At 60.6% G+C, this 16156-nt stretch carries 16 protein-coding genes and 1 tRNA gene; 8 read left to right on the top strand and 9 right to left on the bottom strand.

All coding sequences use genetic code 11. From position 1 onward, the window contains the following. Positions 1–9: 9 nt before the first annotated feature. Both ACZ9DP_RS25885 and ACZ9DP_RS25880 read left to right on the top strand, forming a co-directional pair. Positions 10–975, top strand: coding sequence for a glycoside hydrolase family 26 protein (locus ACZ9DP_RS25885; protein WP_476203981.1), 966 nt, complete (start codon positions 10–12; stop codon positions 973–975). 120 nt (positions 976–1095) lie between these two features. Next, a complete protein-coding gene (locus tag ACZ9DP_RS25880; protein WP_476203980.1) occupies positions 1096–2061 on the top strand; it encodes a squalene cyclase in 966 nt (321 codons plus the stop codon). Positions 2062–2215: 154 nt separating this feature from the next. On the opposite strand, the gene ACZ9DP_RS25875 is transcribed toward ACZ9DP_RS25880, so the two are convergent. After that, positions 2216–2359, bottom strand: a complete 144-nt coding sequence (locus ACZ9DP_RS25875; RefSeq protein ID WP_074061123.1) for a DUF1127 domain-containing protein — start codon at positions 2357–2359, stop codon at positions 2216–2218. A gap of 160 nt (positions 2360–2519) precedes the next feature. Here ACZ9DP_RS25875 and ACZ9DP_RS25870 point away from each other — a divergent pair, with 160 nt between their 5' ends. After that, entirely contained in the window at positions 2520–2660 is a 141-nt protein-coding gene (locus tag ACZ9DP_RS25870; protein ID WP_476203979.1) for a hypothetical protein, read from the top strand. Here ACZ9DP_RS25870 and ACZ9DP_RS25865 read toward each other — a convergent pair. After that, entirely contained in the window at positions 2657–2803 is a 147-nt protein-coding gene (locus tag ACZ9DP_RS25865) for a DUF1127 domain-containing protein (protein WP_022715389.1), read from the bottom strand. The two genes, ACZ9DP_RS25870 and ACZ9DP_RS25865, sit on opposite strands and share 4 nt — an antisense overlap. An 859-nt stretch (positions 2804–3662) precedes the next feature. Here ACZ9DP_RS25865 and ACZ9DP_RS25860 point away from each other — a divergent pair. The 4 genes from ACZ9DP_RS25860 (at position 3663) to tig (ending at position 7259) form a co-directional block, all read left to right on the top strand. Further along, positions 3663–4766: a DUF2157 domain-containing protein gene (locus ACZ9DP_RS25860; protein WP_476203978.1), complete on the top strand. Its 1104-nt coding sequence runs from the start codon at positions 3663–3665 to the stop codon at positions 4764–4766. Next, positions 4763–5353 (top strand): GDYXXLXY domain-containing protein, encoded by a 591-nt coding sequence (locus ACZ9DP_RS25855; RefSeq protein WP_194729585.1) that lies wholly within the window; start codon positions 4763–4765, stop codon positions 5351–5353. The genes ACZ9DP_RS25860 and ACZ9DP_RS25855 overlap by 4 nt, the downstream gene beginning before the upstream one ends. A 154-nt stretch (positions 5354–5507) precedes the next feature. Beyond that, positions 5508–5592 (top strand) — tRNA-Leu (locus ACZ9DP_RS25850). A 185-nt stretch (positions 5593–5777) separates the two neighbouring features. Then, complete coding sequence (gene tig, locus ACZ9DP_RS25845) at positions 5778–7259, top strand: trigger factor (RefSeq protein ID WP_476203977.1); 1482 nt, start codon at positions 5778–5780, stop codon at positions 7257–7259. Positions 7260–7371: 112 nt separating this feature from the next. On the opposite strand, the gene sthA is transcribed toward tig, so the two are convergent. From sthA to ACZ9DP_RS25820, 5 genes are all read right to left on the bottom strand, one after another. Further along, positions 7372–8778: a Si-specific NAD(P)(+) transhydrogenase gene (sthA, locus tag ACZ9DP_RS25840; RefSeq protein WP_074067827.1), complete on the bottom strand. Its 1407-nt coding sequence runs from the start codon at positions 8776–8778 to the stop codon at positions 7372–7374. A 102-nt stretch (positions 8779–8880) separates the two neighbouring features. Next, complete coding sequence (locus ACZ9DP_RS25835) at positions 8881–9456, bottom strand: dual specificity protein phosphatase family protein (protein ID WP_476203976.1); 576 nt, start codon at positions 9454–9456, stop codon at positions 8881–8883. Between the two features lie 157 nt (positions 9457–9613). Continuing rightward, entirely contained in the window at positions 9614–9964 is a 351-nt protein-coding gene (locus tag ACZ9DP_RS25830; RefSeq protein ID WP_283071666.1) for an Atu4866 domain-containing protein, read from the bottom strand. 134 nt (positions 9965–10098) lie between these two features. Next, positions 10099–10650, bottom strand: coding sequence for a nuclear transport factor 2 family protein (locus ACZ9DP_RS25825; RefSeq protein WP_476203975.1), 552 nt, complete (start codon positions 10648–10650; stop codon positions 10099–10101). Positions 10651–10728: 78 nt separating this feature from the next. Next, positions 10729–11787 (bottom strand): aldo/keto reductase, encoded by a 1059-nt coding sequence (locus ACZ9DP_RS25820; protein WP_476203974.1) that lies wholly within the window; start codon positions 11785–11787, stop codon positions 10729–10731. A gap of 100 nt (positions 11788–11887) precedes the next feature. Between ACZ9DP_RS25820 and ACZ9DP_RS25815 the strand changes: the two genes are divergently transcribed. After that, positions 11888–12778: a LysR family transcriptional regulator gene (locus ACZ9DP_RS25815; protein ID WP_283071672.1), complete on the top strand. Its 891-nt coding sequence runs from the start codon at positions 11888–11890 to the stop codon at positions 12776–12778. A 153-nt stretch (positions 12779–12931) separates the two neighbouring features. Here ACZ9DP_RS25815 and ACZ9DP_RS25810 read toward each other — a convergent pair whose 3' ends face one another. Then, positions 12932–14386: a PAS domain S-box protein gene (locus tag ACZ9DP_RS25810; RefSeq protein ID WP_476203973.1), complete on the bottom strand. Its 1455-nt coding sequence runs from the start codon at positions 14384–14386 to the stop codon at positions 12932–12934. A gap of 296 nt (positions 14387–14682) precedes the next feature. Next, positions 14683–15516: a type I methionyl aminopeptidase gene (gene map / locus ACZ9DP_RS25805; protein ID WP_194729590.1), complete on the bottom strand. Its 834-nt coding sequence runs from the start codon at positions 15514–15516 to the stop codon at positions 14683–14685. Positions 15517–16156 lie beyond the last annotated feature (640 nt).

The following is a 16156-nucleotide window of genomic DNA, read 5'->3' as shown; positions in this document are numbered from 1 at the left end:
GAGAAAGCCATGAAGAAGCTAAGGGAAAGAATAGTCTCGGCCACCGCGATCGCGCTGCTGCTGTCGGTCGCAGCTGACGCCGTAACGCCGAGCCTGGCGCAGGAAGCAGCTGGAGTTCCAGCATCCTTGAACCAGACAATCGTCGACAAGCGTCCCGTTCTGCATGCCGACGGCATCAAGTTCGGCGCCTATGACCCGCACGGCGATTTCACGTCGCAGCAAGGTGTCGCGACCGAACACCTGTTCCTGCCGTGGGAAGACGTCGATCTCGAAACGCTGAAGGCGGCAGACGCCTATGCGCAGGCGAGGGGACGCAACCTGCTGATTTCCGTCGAACCCTGGTCATGGGATGTCGACTGGCGGCTGACCTCCGATGAGCTGCGCCAGAAGGTCCTGCGCGGCGATTACGATGGCAACATGCGTGCGATCGCCCAGATGATCACAAAGCTCAAGAGCCCGGTCATCGTCCGCTGGGGGCAGGAAATGGAAGATCAGAACAGCCGGTTCTCCTGGGCTGGCTGGAACCCGCGCGACTATGTCACCGCATACCGGCGGATGATGGATATCGTGCGTGCCGAGGCACCTGGGGTGGAAGTGATGTGGTCGCCGAAGGGACTGGACGGACTCGATGCCTACTATCCGGGTGACGATTATGTCGATCTCGTTGGCCTCTCCGTCTTCGGCCTGGAGCCCTACGACACACTCGCTTATGGCGGTCCGCGTGACTTCCGCCAGGCGCTGACGGACGGCTACCGCCGAGTCTCGGGATACGGCAAGCCCATCTGGGTAGCCGAACTGGGCTATGAAGGGAGAGACGCCTACATGCGGCCGTGGATCGATACCGTGACGTTGAAGCACAGCGATTTTCCGAAACTGGAAGAAGTCGTCTATTTCAACGACCGCGACGTCCATGCCTGGCCCTTCAATCTCGGCCGTCCCAACTGGAGGGTCATCAAGGGCGACGAGACGAACTAGGCGTCATCGACCAAGAGCTGTGGATGGCTAGCCCGGTTTCTCACGAATGCACCGGGCTGGCGCAGGCCAGCAGAAGTGGATTATAAGCGAGCTATCGATCTGCTGATAGGCACGCCCGACATGACACACTCTGGCTCGGTGATCGACTGGCTTCTCCACTCCGACCCATCGATCCGATGGCAGGTGATGCGCGACCTCATTGACGCCCCGGAGCCGGAGTGGGCGGCGGAGCGGACGAAGGTGGAGACCGAGGGCTGGGGCGCCAGGCTTCTTTCCTACCAGGACGAGGACGGGCAATGGGCGGGCGGCTCCTTCGTCCCAGCCGATTTTGATCCTCGCGAGTGGAAGGAGCACGGTCAGCCGTGGACGGCCACGACCTTTTCGTTGTCGCAGCTGCGGGAGTTTGGTCTCAATCCATCGTCGGATCGGGCCAAACGAACTGTCGAATTGATCGGCGCTAACGCACGTTGGGATGAGGGCGGCCAGCCCTACTGGGAGGGCGAAGTCGAGGAGTGCATCAATGGCCGGACCGTTGCCGATGGCGCCTATTTTGGGGTTGACGTCTCGTCCATTGTCGACAGGCTGGTAGGCGAGCGTCTCGCTGACGGCGGCTGGAACTGTGAGAGGCTCAACGGCTCGGTCCGCTCGTCATTCGCCAGCACGATCAACGTGCTGGAAGGGCTCCTGGAGTACGAGAGAGCCACGGGGGGTACGCGTCAATCTCAAGAGGCTCGCAGGTCTGGCGAGGAGTATCTCCTGGAGCGCAACCTCTTCCGCCGCCTCGGCACGGGTGAGCCGGCAGACGAGCGGTATCTGCGCTTCCTGCATCCGAACCGTTGGCGCTACGACGTCTTGCGTGCGCTCGACTATTTCCGCTTCTCTGCGATGTTGACCGGCGCCGATCCCGACCCGCGACATGGCGAGGCTATCGGCCACGTCCGTTCCAGACGCCTGGAGAACGGCACCTGGCCGCTCGACTGGAGCCTGACGGGGCGGGTGTGGTTCGAGGTCGACGACGGGCAGGGCGAGCCCTCGCGATGGGTGACCCTCCGGGCGATGCGGGTGCTTAGGTGGTGGGAGAGTTAACCGATCGGGAAATATTCCCACCAGGCCCACGTTTTCGCCAACTGAGAGATCGAGGCTGCTCGTTTCGCTGGCGCACAGCGCCTGGGGCTGACAGGGCCTAAAACGAAAACGGCGCCAAAGCGGCGCCGTTTTTGGTGTATCACGCCTGCCGCGATTAGCGGAACGAGCGGGATGCGATGTTGCGGATCTCGTAGCGGCTGATGCCGATGTCGGAGAGCGTCTGGTTCGAAAGGTTGCCCAGCTCATTGAGCGTGCGGCGGTAGCTAATCCAGCTCTTAGCAATGCGGATCGGGTTCATTGTCATCTTCCTTAGAACGTTGCCTCGCGGGCGGCGCCATCGCCGTCTCTGCGGTTGACATTCATATAGTGGTTCCCGGTCATATTGTGCAGTGCAAAGAAAAGGCATCTGCTATGCATTTGTGCAATGTGGTGCACGATAAATACGCAGGAGCCATTTTTTGAGCTGTAAAGAGAAGGCGTTTTTCGCTGCAACTGTTGCGAAAGTTAAATTTGAACAAAAGAAAACGCCCGCTGCCGAAGGCACCGGGCGTTTTGAAGGAGGAGATCAGCTTGGGAGGGCGCCGATCGCCTTGAATTAGCGGCCAGAAGCCTCGCGAGCAACGCGATGGATGTCCGAACGGTCGATGCCGAGGTCGTGCAATTCGCGGTTGGTCATGCGGCCGAGTTCGGTAACCGTCTGACGGTACTTGCGCCAGTTGTTGAACGAGCGTGTGAAGTTCATTTTAATCCCCTTTCCGAGGGCTTGCCATCTGCCAGCTGCTGCCCATCAGCGCTGGCTTGCGTTTGATGACCAGAATATATGTTGCGCCGCGAAGAACTAACAGAGACAAGATTTCATTCCACCTATGCATTCGACGCAAGTCTCTGGCGGGAAATTACGTGAATCCGGCGCCTTCTGGTCAACGAATAGGCAGAATGTTTTTTTGGCGGGCATGGCATTAAGCTCGATTGCTCAAATCGCCGTCAGCCGGCATCGCTGCCGCTATGGTCGCTCTCAAATTCGAATCAGCACCATCTCGCCCTTCGACACAGTTTTGGTATTGGCAAGAGACCGGCGCGTTTCCCAAACCGTCGGAGCCGGGCGTTCCACGACTTGGCGAGCATCTCGGCGAAATCCTTGCAAACTGGCAGGCTAATCGTTTTATGCCGCGCAAACCAAAACGCCCACCGGGGGAGGATCCGGTGGGCGTCATGTTGGTGACTGACAACTGGGAGGAGGAGTGTTGTCAGTCTATCGGAGGGCGCTGGGAGGAGGAGTGCGCTGCTCCGAATTTCGTTGCGGACATCATATCCGCAGGCATCCGGTAAACCGGGCCGGGCTGCCATACCCGCGCTTCTTGATCGTCAATATAGTATGACTAATGATTATTTTGCAGTGCAATATTTTCATGGTGGCCATGCGTTTCATGCATGCCTTATCTGCAACTATACTAGCTCGCTGCTGTTAATGCCCGGTTAATTCCGTACCAAGTTCGCACAGTGAAGTATCTTGAACGGCATAGGTTCGGGAGATTGCGAAAGACGCTGCTCCGTCTATAAGATTTGATGGGAAAGCCGCTGGAATCGGCACGGAGGCAGGCATGTATCGGGGACGGTTGGAGCGGGATCTGTCGCTCTGGGTGGAAAAGGGTCTGCTGCCCGAGGCGATGGCGGAATTGCTGCTTGTCGAATATGACAGCCGGCCTGCAAGTTTCAGTCTCGGCAATGTGCTGATGGTGCTTGCCGCGGTCTTGCTTGCGGCGGCAGTCCTGCTGCTCATCGCCTCCAACTGGGAGGCGATCCCGCGGCTGGTCCGCGTCGGCGCGATCCTCGCCCTGATCTGGGCTGTTTATCTCGGCGCCGCACTATTGTTTGCCCGAGGGGCTTCGGCGGTTGCGCGCGGCCTCCTCGTCGTCGGTGCCCTGAGCTTCGGCGGCGCGATCTCCCTCATCGGCCAGATGTATCATCTGTCGGGTGACGAGCAGACTGTCATGTATCTCTGGTTCGCGGTCGCGACCGTGTCTGCCGCGCTCTTCCGCTCAGGTGCCGTGACTGCCATAGCCGGCTTTCTGTCCTGGGCCTCATTCGCTGTCTATCTGACGGACTACGGCGCGCGTTGGGTGGGCTTCGATCCCTGGGCGCCGCCCGTCATGGCCGTGGTCATTGTCGCACTGGGGCGCGTTACCGGCGCCGATCGTGCACGGCATCTTGCCTATCTGCTTGCTGTGGGCTGGCTTGCATGGCTCTACACCTTGCATGAAGATATCCGGATGGCGTTCGCCTTCGTGCTTTGCGGCATGGCCGCGTTCGTGGCCGTCAGCCTGCCGCCGCTGCGTGGCCTTGCATTCATAAGGACTGCGGGTGCTGCGCCGGCCTTTTACGCATTCTTGGTGGCGGCAGTCGGATTGCTGTTGCTCAACATAGAGCACGATGAAAGCTGGCCGCTTGTTGTGGTCGGCATGGCAACGCTCGCAATGGCCGTGCTTGCGATCGCGCTGCAGGGCCGAGACAACGGCGCCGTGCGCTATCTTGCCTACGCCACCTTTGCCGCCGAGGTTTTCTATCTTGCTTCCGTCACAGTCGGTTCGATCCTCGGAACGTCGAGCCTCTTTCTTCTGTCCGGTCTGCTGGTGGCGATCGTCGCCTGGGTGGTGATCCGCCTCGAGAGACGTTTCGGTGCAAGGTCGACGGAGGTGACGGAATGAATGCGTTGTCTTCAAAACGTCAATCGGGCAGGGCTTACCTGATTGCGGCGGTCATTGCTGCCGCCCTCCAGACCATCATTCTGGGATACATAATCGAAAGCCGCGCGGCGATCCTGCGTAGCGGCACCGAAGTCCTGCTGAAGACGACACCTGTCGATCCACGTGATTTCCTGCGTGGCGACTACGTCGTGCTGAATTACGAGATTTCGTCGGTTCCGGCACAGACGGTAGTTGGCGAACTGCCCACCGTACCGGGCGAGCAGACGCTCTGGGTCCGCTTGAAAAAGCAGCCGGACGGCTTTTGGGCAATCGCCGAATCGTCGTTCCAGCCGCTCCCCGAGGCAGCGGAAAGCGCCGTGCTCAAAAGCCGTCCATTTTACAGCTACGGTGTGCGCACGGCCGACACGATCCGCGCCGAATACGGGATCGAACGCTATTATGTGCCGGAAGGCCAAGGCAAGCCACTGGAGGAGGCCCGGCAGGACGGCAGCGTTTCGATTGCTGCGCGTATTTCAAGCGATGGCACGGCTCAGATCCGCAGCTTGCTCGTAGACGGCAAGCCCGCCTATGAGGAGCCGCTTTACTGACTTTGGCGAAATGCCAGGAGAGGGGCCTTGCAGCCCAAAAAATCCCTGTCATTTGGCCTTCATTTTTCCTTTGCCTCCACCAAATCGGGTGATATAGAGACGCCGCGCTCCGGAAGGCCTCATGTGCAGGCAAATGCATTGCGGTTTTGCGAACGCGGGTATGGTGAAATTGGTAGACACGCCAGATTTAGGTTCTGGTGCCGCAAGGCGTGGGAGTTCAAGTCTCTCTACCCGCACCAAAGCTGGCTTGCAGGTGGGAGGACCGGGATAGGTCGCCCCAATTACCCGGCAGGATGGCGCCGTCCCCCCTTGGGTGGGATGCATTGGAATCTGACAAAAGCCACGCGCGGCAATTTTCCGGCGTCGTGCTCATCGAAACGAACGGCGTCTGGGCACGGCCGCCACGAAATGAAGGTAGGAAGACATGCAGGTTATCGAAACGCTCGCTGAAGGGCTGAAGCGCGAAATCAAGGTCGTTATCCCGGCCAAGGACATGGAAAACAAGATGAACGAGCGCCTTGCCGACGTAAAGGACAAGGTGCGCATCAATGGTTTCCGTCCGGGCAAGGTCCCGGTCGCCCACCTCAAGAAGGTCTACGGCAAGTCGATCATGGCCGATCTCGTCAATGAGATCGTTCGCGAGCAGCCGACCCAGATCCTTTCCAGCCGTGGCGAGAAATCCGCCACGCAGCCGGAAATCGCAATGACGGAAGACAAGGACGAAGCGGACAAGATCCTCGCCGCTGAGCAGGACTTCGAATTTACGCTCTCCTACGAAGTTCTGCCGCCGATCGAACTGAAGTCCGTCGAGGGCATCAAGATCACTCGCGAAGTCGTTGATATTTCTGAAGAAGAAGTCAACGAGCAGGTTCTCAAGGTTGCCGAAAGCGCCCGTTCTTACGAAACCAAGAAGGGAAAGGCCGCCAATGACGACCGCGTCACGATGGATTACGTCGGCAAGGTCGACGGTGAAGCCTTCGAAGGCGGCACCGATCAGGGTGCTGAACTCGTCCTCGGCTCAGGCCGCTTCATCCCGGGTTTCGAAGACCAGCTCGTCGGCGTCAAGGCTGGCGACGAGAAGACCATCACTGTGACCTTCCCGGCCGACTATCCGGCAAAGAACCTCGCCGGCAAGGAAGCCACCTTCGACGTCACCGTCAAGGAAGTTGCTGCTCCGGCCGACGTGGAAATCAATGACGAGCTGGCAAAGAAGCTCGGCCTCGAATCCGCCGATCGCTTGAAGGAAATCGTCCGCGGCCAGATCGAGTCGCAGTATGGCTCGCTGACCCGCCAGAAGGTCAAGCGCCAGATCCTCGACCAGCTCGACGAGATGTACAAATTCGAGACCCCGAAGTCGCTCGTCGAAGCCGAATATAACGGCATCTGGAGCCAGGTGAACAACGATCTCGCTCAGTCCGGCAAGACGTTCGAAGACGAAGACACGACGGAAGAGAAGGCCAAGGAAGAATACAAGACACTCGCCGAACGCCGCGTCCGCCTCGGCCTCGTCCTCTCCGAAATCGGCGAAAAGGCCGGTGTCGAAGTGAGTGAAGACGAAATGCAGCGCGCAATCTACGAGCAGCTGCGCCAGTATCCGGGCCAGGAGAAGCAGATCCTCGAGTTCTTCCGCAGCCAGCCGGGCGCCGCCGCTTCGATCCGCGCGCCGATCTTTGAGGAAAAGGTCATCGATCATCTGCTGACCGAGATCGACGTCACGGACAAGAAGGTCACCAAGGAAGAGCTGCTCGCCGACGAAGAAGGCGAAGGTTCAGCCAAGGAAACCAAGAAGGCCGCGCCGAAGAAAAAAGCAGCCGCAAAGGCTGAAGCTTCAGAAGGCGAAGAGGCCGCTGCTCCCAAAAAGAAGGCCGCTCCGAAGAAGAAGGCCTCCGAAGGCGACGCCGAGTAATCGGTTCTTTAAGGACTGAAATTTAAGGCCCTGCCGGGTTCGGCGGGGCCTTTTCTTTGGGCGGCAATGCGAGTGCTGTGCTGGGCAGCGCTGGCCGAATGAGGCGGGCGGCTCAGAGTTCCGACTTGATGTCGCCCATGCGGTTCCAGGCGTCGAGGCCGGCGATTTTGTAGGCTTCCGCAAGCGTCGGATAGTTGAAGGTATTCTCGACGAAATACTCGACGGTGCCCTTGAGGTTGAGCACCGCCTGGCCGATATGCACGAGTTCGGTCGCCCCTTCGCCGACAATGTGAACGCCGAGCAGACGGCGGGTCTTCAGTGAAAAGATCATCTTCAGGAGACCGGTTTCGAGGCCCATGATGTGACCGCGCGAGGTCTCGCGGAACCGGGCGATGCCGCATTCGTAGGGAATGCCGCGCTCCTTGACCTCTTCTTCCGAAAGGCCGCAGGTGGAAATCTCCGGCACGGCATAGATGCCGTAAGGAAAGTATTTCGGAGGCTCCTTGGCGATCGCGCCGATGGCGACGCGGGCGGCGATGCGGCCCTGCTCCATCGAGGTCGAGGCGAGGCTCGGAAAGCCGATGACGTCGCCGGCGGCATAGATGTTCGGCACCGAGGTCTGGAAGGTTTCCGGATTGACCTTCAGTCGGCCGCGGCTGTCTGCCTCGAGGCCTGCGGCGGCAAGGTTGAGCGCGTCCGTCGCCCCCATGCGTCCGGCGGCAAAAAGCACCATGTCTGTCGTCAGGTGGCGACCGTTGTCGAGCGTCAGCGCGACTTTGCCGTTGTCGAGCGTCTCCACCTTGTCCGCCTTCTGGCCGAGCAGCAATTTCATGTTGCGGTCGCGGAGCTGGTAGGTGAAATCCTCAACGATCTCCTTGTCAATGAAATCGAGCATGGTCGACTTGGGATCGAGCAGGGTCACGGCCGTATCGAGGGCGCTGAAGATTGTCGCATATTCGATGCCGATAACGCCTGCGCCGATGACGACCATCGAACGCGGCAGTTCCTTGATATCGAGCAGTTCGTCGCTGTCGATCACGCTCTTGCCGTCGAAGGGGATGTAGTCCGGGCGGAATGGCTTGGTGCCGACGGCAAGCAGGATGCTGGCGCAGCTGACCTGCATGGTCTCCCCGTCATCCTTGATCACCTGCAGCGTCGAGGGATCAACGAAGCTTGCCCTGCCGCGGATATGCTGGACGCGGTTGCGGGCGAACTGGTGCTCGAGCACTTCGACCTCGTGGTCGAGCGTGATCAAGAGGCGGCGGCGCAGATCCTCGGCGCTGATCTCTTCCTTGACGCGATAGGCACGGCCGTAGAAGCCGCGCTCGCGCCAGCCGGAGAGATTGAGAGCCGTCTCCCGCAGCGTCTTGGAAGGGATGGTGCCCGTATGAACCGAAACACCGCCGACACGCTTGCCCTGTTCGATGACCAGGACCTTCTTGCCGAGCTTCGCAGCCTGGATGGCGCCTCGGCGTCCCGCCGGACCGCTGCCCACAACAACAAGATCGTACTGAAACATGGCTCGGCCCCGGAATTGGAATTTGGAATCATATATTGCGATGCAAAATGTCGCTCATCCACGGGTAGCTGGTCAATGTTACAGATTGTCTTTCGGCTACTGTCAGGAATTGCCGAAAACGAAGGTCTCCAATTTCTCGAACGTGCGATCCATCGCGAAAGCGCGGCTGAACGGGAAGGGCAGGTGCCCGTAGAGAAGCGACAACTGGCCCTCGGCAGCCTCTTCGTCCTTGCCGGCGACGGCGGCCAGATAGAGAGCGGAGGCAAGCCCGGTGCGATCGGCACCGGCGCGGCAATGGATCAGCAGCGGTTTCGGCGCGTCCCGCATGATGGCGATGAGGTCCTTGGCCTGTTCCGGCCTCAGTTCCCTTCCGGCGGACATTTTGAAGTTGATATGGACGATGTTCAATGCTTTCGCCTGCTGAACCTCGTCGGCGTACCATTTGGAGCTGTCGGCTTCACCCCTGAGGTTGAGGATCGTCCTGATGCCATACTGTTTTTCAAGCTCTGTGATTGATTGGGCGGACGGCTGCGACGAACGGTAGACTTCGCCGGCAACGACCGTTGCGAAATTGTCCGTTGCCTGCAGATAAAGGAAATAACCGCCTGCGGTAAGCAGGAATAGGCCGAAGAGCCTTAGCGCTGCCTTCCCGTAGCGTGGCAAGAATTTTATCGTCATCGAATGCCTCTGCCTCGGAACGCTACCTGCGAGGCAGCATGCGCTCATTGCGACCCGAAGCTGACAGACACCTGAATGGTGCATCGCCGATGTGAAGGAAGACGCCCTTCGACCGCGGCGCGGAAGATCGTACCAAAACCAGATCGGTGCTGCGCCACTATCGTTTCGAGACGGAGGGGTCTGCGATACGATCCGTAAGGCGGCGCAAAACCATACCGCCGTGGTGCAAAGTATTTGCGTCGACGAAGTCGCCATCGGCGGTGAAGCCGGTGTCGTCCCAATATTCGATATGTGTGCCGGTCACTTCGTAACGCCCTTCATAGGCGCGTTCGCGTTTGCCGCGTGCCTCGACATAACGCCCGCTCGGCAGGAGTTCGTGGCGGACATGGCCGTCGTCGGTCACCCACATGCCGGTATACGGATGGCTAGCCTGCAATTTGGATTCCTCGGCTTGTACGGATTCACTCAAGAGTGTGGCGGTCAACACGATCGCAAATGCATGCCGCATGATCGGGCTCCTAAACATTTATTCTATATCTTGGCTGCCGGAGCCGAATTAGGTTCTGCATGGGCCTGGGGTCCGGCTGTCTTGGCGGCTGACGATGCGAGAGGCCGGCCCACAGGCGAACTCATGACCACCGGCTATTGCGCACGCGGCTCATTGTTCTCGACAACCTGCTGGTAGGCGACGAGATCCAGGAAGGCCTCGGCCTCGACGACAGAGCCGTCCTTCATCCGGAATATCCAAACGAACTGGTTGCGATAAGGTGCTCCCGAGGTTGTCGTGGCCGTGCCGTCGAAGCGGATGATGACCATGTCTCCATCGGCCATGATGTCATGCACCTCCGGCAACACAGGGGTCGTGAGACGGCTGAGCAGGGGGGCAGAGGCTCGCTCGACGAAATCCTGGAGACTACGGTAGGTGCCGGCTACGGGGCCGGAGCCATGGATTGTCCAGACGACGTCGGGCGCGAGAAGCTCTGCAAAGACGGAACCGCCTGCACGCCATTTCTCAAACGCCTTGCGCACGATGGCCTTGTTCTGCCTCTCGATATTGGTCTCCTGGATCTCGACACGGGCGTCCGGCGCGCTGGTCTCGGCATGCGCCGGTCCGATGATGGCCAAGAATGCTGAGGCGACCAGCAGTTTGCGGCCCGCGGCGGTGAGGCGATCGGTCAGTGAGGAAAGGGTCATGGAATCATTCCTTTGGTTTGCTGAAAGGCCGCTGTCTGGGCAACCGCCTTCACGCATGTTAGTCTTCTTCGTCTGAGTTCAGATGCGGCGAGCCACGGAAGCTCCGCCGAAGATGAGTTGCTGAACCAATGGGCGATTTACGAAACGGGCAGGGAATATCGGACCTGGGTCGCTTACCCGGTTCAGGCGATCGAGCTGCTCCGGCGACAGCGCCACTTCCAGAGCGCCCAGATTTTCCTCCGCCTGGGCGACGGTGCGGGCGCCCATGATGGGCGACACGACCGTGGGATTGGCCAGGGTCCATGCAAGCGCTACCCGAGACGGTGTCGAGCCCATTTCCTGGGCAACGGTGCGAACCTCGTGCGCGATCTCGATCGAGCGCTCGTTGAGATGCCCCGACGAGGCGATGACGCCCTTGCGGCTGGGAGACACGGCCGCTTCTCGGGAATCCTGAACGTCCGCTCGGGAGTATTTGCCGGCCAGCACGCCGCCGCCTAGCGGCGACCACGGGAGCACGCCGAGTCCTAAGGATGCGGCCATCGGCATGAGCTCATGCTCGACGGTGCGTTCCACGAGACTGTATTCGATTTGAAGCGCGACGAAGGGGGACCAGCCGCGCATGTCGGCGAGCGTCTGCATTTCGGCAATCCGCCATGCCGGCGTATTGCAGATGCCGATATAGAGAATCTTTCCCGACCGAACGAGATCGTCGAGGGCGCGCATCACCTCGTCTGGCTGGGTCGTCATGTCCCATCCGTGCAGATAGAAGAGATCGATGCGATCAGTGCCAAGCTGCCTGAGGCTTTGCTCGACAGAGCGCATCATGTTGAGGCGATGATTGCCGCCCGAATTGGGGTTGCCAGGCTCGCGGGCCATCGTGAACTTCGTCGCGAGGACGAGCCGCTCACGCTTGTCGCCGACGAATTCCCCGAGGAAGCGTTCGGCGGCGCCGTCGGTGTAGTTCACCGAGGTATCGATGAAATTGCCGCCTCGATCGACATAGAGATCGAAGATGCGGCGGGCTTCGACACTGTCGGCGCCCCAACCCCAATCCGACCCGAAGGTCATGGTGCCCAGGCTTATGGGCGAAACACGCAATCCTGAGCGTCCTAGCAGCTTGTAGTTCTCGAGCATCATCTTGGTTAGCCATCTCCAATTCACCGAGCCAAAAGTAGCGGCTGCTAGAGGAGCAGACAACTTGCCCAATCGTGACCAGGCTGGTAAGTTAGACTAACCAATGGCTGTGGATCTGAATGGCATCTCTGTTTTTCTGGCCGTCGCGGAGGCACGAAGCTTCCGCGCGGCCGCCGAGCACTTAGGTGTCACGCGGCCAGCGGTGAGCCAGACGATCCGTCGCCTCGAGGATCGGCTTGGCGTCGCGCTCGTTCAGCGAACAACCCGAAGCGTCAGCCTGACAGAGGCTGGCGAGCAGCTTTACCAGCGCGTGGCGCCAGCCATCGCAGAGGTCGGCCTGGCCCTGAACGCCACCGCGGATCGAGACATCGCTCCGAGCGGCCTTTTGCGGCTGGCAGTGTCCTCGATCGCAGAACGGTTCATCTCAGGACCGCTGCTGTCGAGCTTTGCGGACGCCTATCCCGCCGTTCAGATCGATCTGTCCGTCACGGACGAAGAATTCGACATTGTGGCGGAGGGATATGACGCGGGGGTGCGGCTTGGCGAGGTGATAGACCAGGATATGATCGCTATCCCGGTGTCCGGCGAGCAACGTCAAAGCGCGGTTGCCGCGCCTTCCTATATCGAGCGCTTCGGGAAGCCGTCGCATCCCTCGGAACTGGCCCAGCATCGCTGTATTGGCTGGCGTCCCGCACCGCACACCGCGCCTTACCGCTGGGAGTTTGGCGAAAATGGACGTGAGTTCGACGTGGCGGTCAATCCTCAGATCACCACCAATGATATGTGGCTGATGATCCGCACGGCCTGCGCGGGGGGAGGCATAACGTTTGGCATGGAGGAGACCTTCAGACCCTTCGTCTCATCCGGCAAACTGGTGCCTCTCCTCCAAGAGTATTGCCCGCCGTTCGCGGGCTTTTTCCTCTATTTTCCCAACCGGCGGAATCTCGCCCCGAAGCTACGCGCCCTGGTTGAGCATGTAAGGCGGTGGCGATAGCGCCGACGATCTGCGGTTCGAGTGAACCTTAGCAAGCGGATGTCGCGTCGATGCCAGGACCGACCGGAAGCCGCGATGTGGTGACTCGGACAAGGCTGAAGGACCCCGGCTCGGGCTCGCGCAAGCCGGCCGAAACCGTTGCGCGGCCTGCCGTCAGGCTTGCAGGCGATCGCGCGGGACTGACAACCGAATGACGAGGCCTTCCGGCTTCCAGTCTCGCTGGATTTCGCCGCCGAGCTGGCTACGGACCGTGGCGCGGCCGAGAGTCGTGCCGAAGCCGTCCCCGTCAGCGGCCTGCATTACGGGCGGGCCGTCTCGCTCGGTCCAGGTGAGGATGAAGGTGTCGCCTTCCTCTTCGCACGCGATTTCGACGCAGCCCTTGTCGGTCGACAGCGCCCCATATTTCGCGGCATTGGTCGCAAACTCGTGCAGCAGGAGCGCGAAGCTCGTGAGAGACCCCCCGGAGATCGTCGCGTCGGGGCCACTTACGACCGCATGGGGTGTGGTTGCGTCCGCGCCGCGATCATATGGCGCAAGGATCGTCCGCAACAGGGTATGGAGCGTGGTCGCCTGCACGATGCGGTCCGACGCCTGGGACGTCCGCGTCACCGTCAAGGCGTGAGCCTGGGCGAGCGCTCCCAGCCTCTGAGACACTGCTGTGGCGAGCTCGCGCGGTGTCGTCGCCCTTTTCGCGCTCAGCGACACGACGCTGCTCGCCAGCGCGAAAAGGTTCTTGACGCGGTGATCCATCTCTCGGAGGAGAAGGTGCTGCTGCTCTTCCGCGCGCCTGCGTTCGGTGATGTCACGCGCGATCTTGGATGCGCCGATCACTTGGCCTGCGCGATTTCGGATCGGCGATACCGACAAGGATATCTCGACAAGGCTCCCGTCCTTGCGCCGGCGGATGGTCTCGTAATGGTCGATCTTTTCGCCCCGTCGAAGCCGGGCGAGGATGTTGGGCTCCTCATCGGCTCGATCCAGCGGGATGAGCATGGTGACCGAACGGCCGATGGCTTCTTCGGCGGTATAGCCGAAAAGCCGCTCGGCGCCGCGGTTCCAGTCGGTGATTGTGCCGTTGAGATCCTTTGCCAGGATGGCGTCGTCGGATGATTCGACTATAGCTGCGACCCGCTGTGTGGCTTCGTCGGCGACAGCAGCGTCCGATTGATCGACGAGCATGTTGACCGCACCGACCAGCGTGCCCTCGGCGTCGAAGATCGGTGTAGGAAAGGCCCGGAACAGGACCCGGCGGCCATCCGGTCGCTCGGCAAATGCTTCGAGCCCTCGCACCGGGCGTTTTTCGCGCAGCGCCATGGCCATGGGGCATTCGTCATGTGGCAGAGGCGTGCCGTCCGGCCAATATAGCTTCCAGGAGCCGCAGAATTCGCTCCTCCCGAGCTCCGGCCTCACTCCCCACAGCTCGGCGGCCGCGTCGTTGTAGAAGGTTAACAGCCCTGAGGCATCGGTCGTATAGACGGCTTCCGGTAGAGCCTGAAGGATGTGCTCGATCGCCATGTTCGTGGGGATCGCGACGATTGCTGAGTGCGGTTCCGCCTCGTGACGGGACTTAGTGAAGGGCGTCTCGCTCTGGCTCAGGGGCTTGTTCATGCGATACTCCTAGTGGCTCTTCCCCGGATGTCCGCACGATCTGGCCGCTGGTGCGGCTGAAGGTAAAGGCCCGTAAGGCGAAGGCCTAAACCTACCGGATGCAGCGGAGGTTTGATAGGGCCTGTCGTCACGACAGCAGTCTGGATTTGACGACACTAGCGGAAATCCCGCGTCTTCACCTTATCGTGTCCAGATAAAGGTCGGGAATGTAGATGTCGCGCGTGCGCAGTCCTTTGGGCGGCAAACCGGTTCAGTTCACCGTTCGGGTGGAACACAGGACCTTTCGCGATCTGCGTTCACCCGTTGAGCGGCAGGCCTGGCCGGTCGAGGCCGCCGGGCGAAAGCGTGAAGATCTCGCAGCCGCCGGCCGTGACACCGACGGTGTGTTCGTATTGCGCAGAAAGCGACCGGTCGCGGGTGACCGCCGTCCAGCCGTCGGCAAGCACCTTCACATGCGGACGCCCGAGATTGATCATTGGCTCGATCGTGAAGATCATGCCTTCGCGCAGCTCCGGACCCTCGTTGGCCCGGCCGTAATGCAGGATGTTCGGCGAATCGTGGAAGAGGCGGCCGACGCCATGGCCGCAGAAATCGCGGACGACCGAGCAGCGTTCGCTTTCTGCGTAGGTCTGGATCGCCTCGCCGATCGCGCCGGTGCGCGCGCCGGGGCGGACGGCGGCAATGCCGCGCATCAGCGCTTCATGCGTGACTTCGAGGAGACGTTCGGCGGCACGCTTGATCTGCCCGACCGGATACATGCGGCTGGAATCTCCGTGCCAGCCGTCGAGCACGAAGGTGACGTCGATATTGACGATATCGCCTTCGCGAAGCGGTTTTGCGTCCGGAATGCCGTGGCAGACGACATGGTTGATCGAGGTGCAGGTGGATTTGGTATAGCCGCGATAATTGAGCGTCGCCGGATGGGCGCCGTTGTCCATACCAAATTCGAAGACAAACCGATCGATCGCGTCGGTCGGAAGCCCCGGCCTGACGATCGCCGCGAGTTCGTCGAGGCAGCGGGCGGTCAACTGGCACGCCTTGCGCATGCTCTCGAAGGCCTCGGGACCATAGAGCCGGATGGCGCCGGTATTCTTCGGCGGCGCGGAGGAGGCTTCGATATAATTCACCATTGCAGGGCCTTAGCGGAGATTGTCCTCATCGTACATAATGCAGCTATGCCGCGTTCGTCCATCGCGATCAACCGCAACCACGAGATTTGTACCACTTCGATACGGTGCATCGGTATGCCTTTCCAGTCACGCGGTGGGCTTCACCCGTATCTTGCGTCTTGCGTTCCACTCAAACGGCGCGCTGGAAATTGCCGCGTTGAAGTGAAATATATGACGATTGCCGGCGCCCCGTTCGGCGGTTTTTTTCCGCAACTCGGCCTCTCTGCTCGGATGCCGCGCCTTATTGGGGCGCGGGGCTTTGGGATGAGCGGCTACCCAGTCCCGGTCTTTGCGGGAGGAAGGGTGTAAAGCCGCACCAGCCGAGCACGTGCGGAAACACCGGCCAAGCACTGCTGCCCGACCGCCTCCCGAATGCCAGGTCTTGCGGATTTCCCTTCGCACCCGGCGCCGGTCCCGTCTCGGCGCGACGCCTCGCGGTGCATTCGTGACGGGACAGCGGCAGTATCGCATGGGTGCCAAGTGTGCCGATGAAATGGTGGCAGTGGCGCGCAAGTCTCACGAACATCTAATCGGACTTGGAGGAACTGGCGATCGTTGTTGAGATCGTTGCAGTCGCGGCGCTGCCGGATTAAGCCGAGAC

The organism is Rhizobium sp. USDA 4016, from assembly GCF_056279705.1.
The sequence above is the reverse complement of the archived record's forward strand: the minus strand, read 5'-3'. Positions and strand labels throughout refer to the sequence as shown.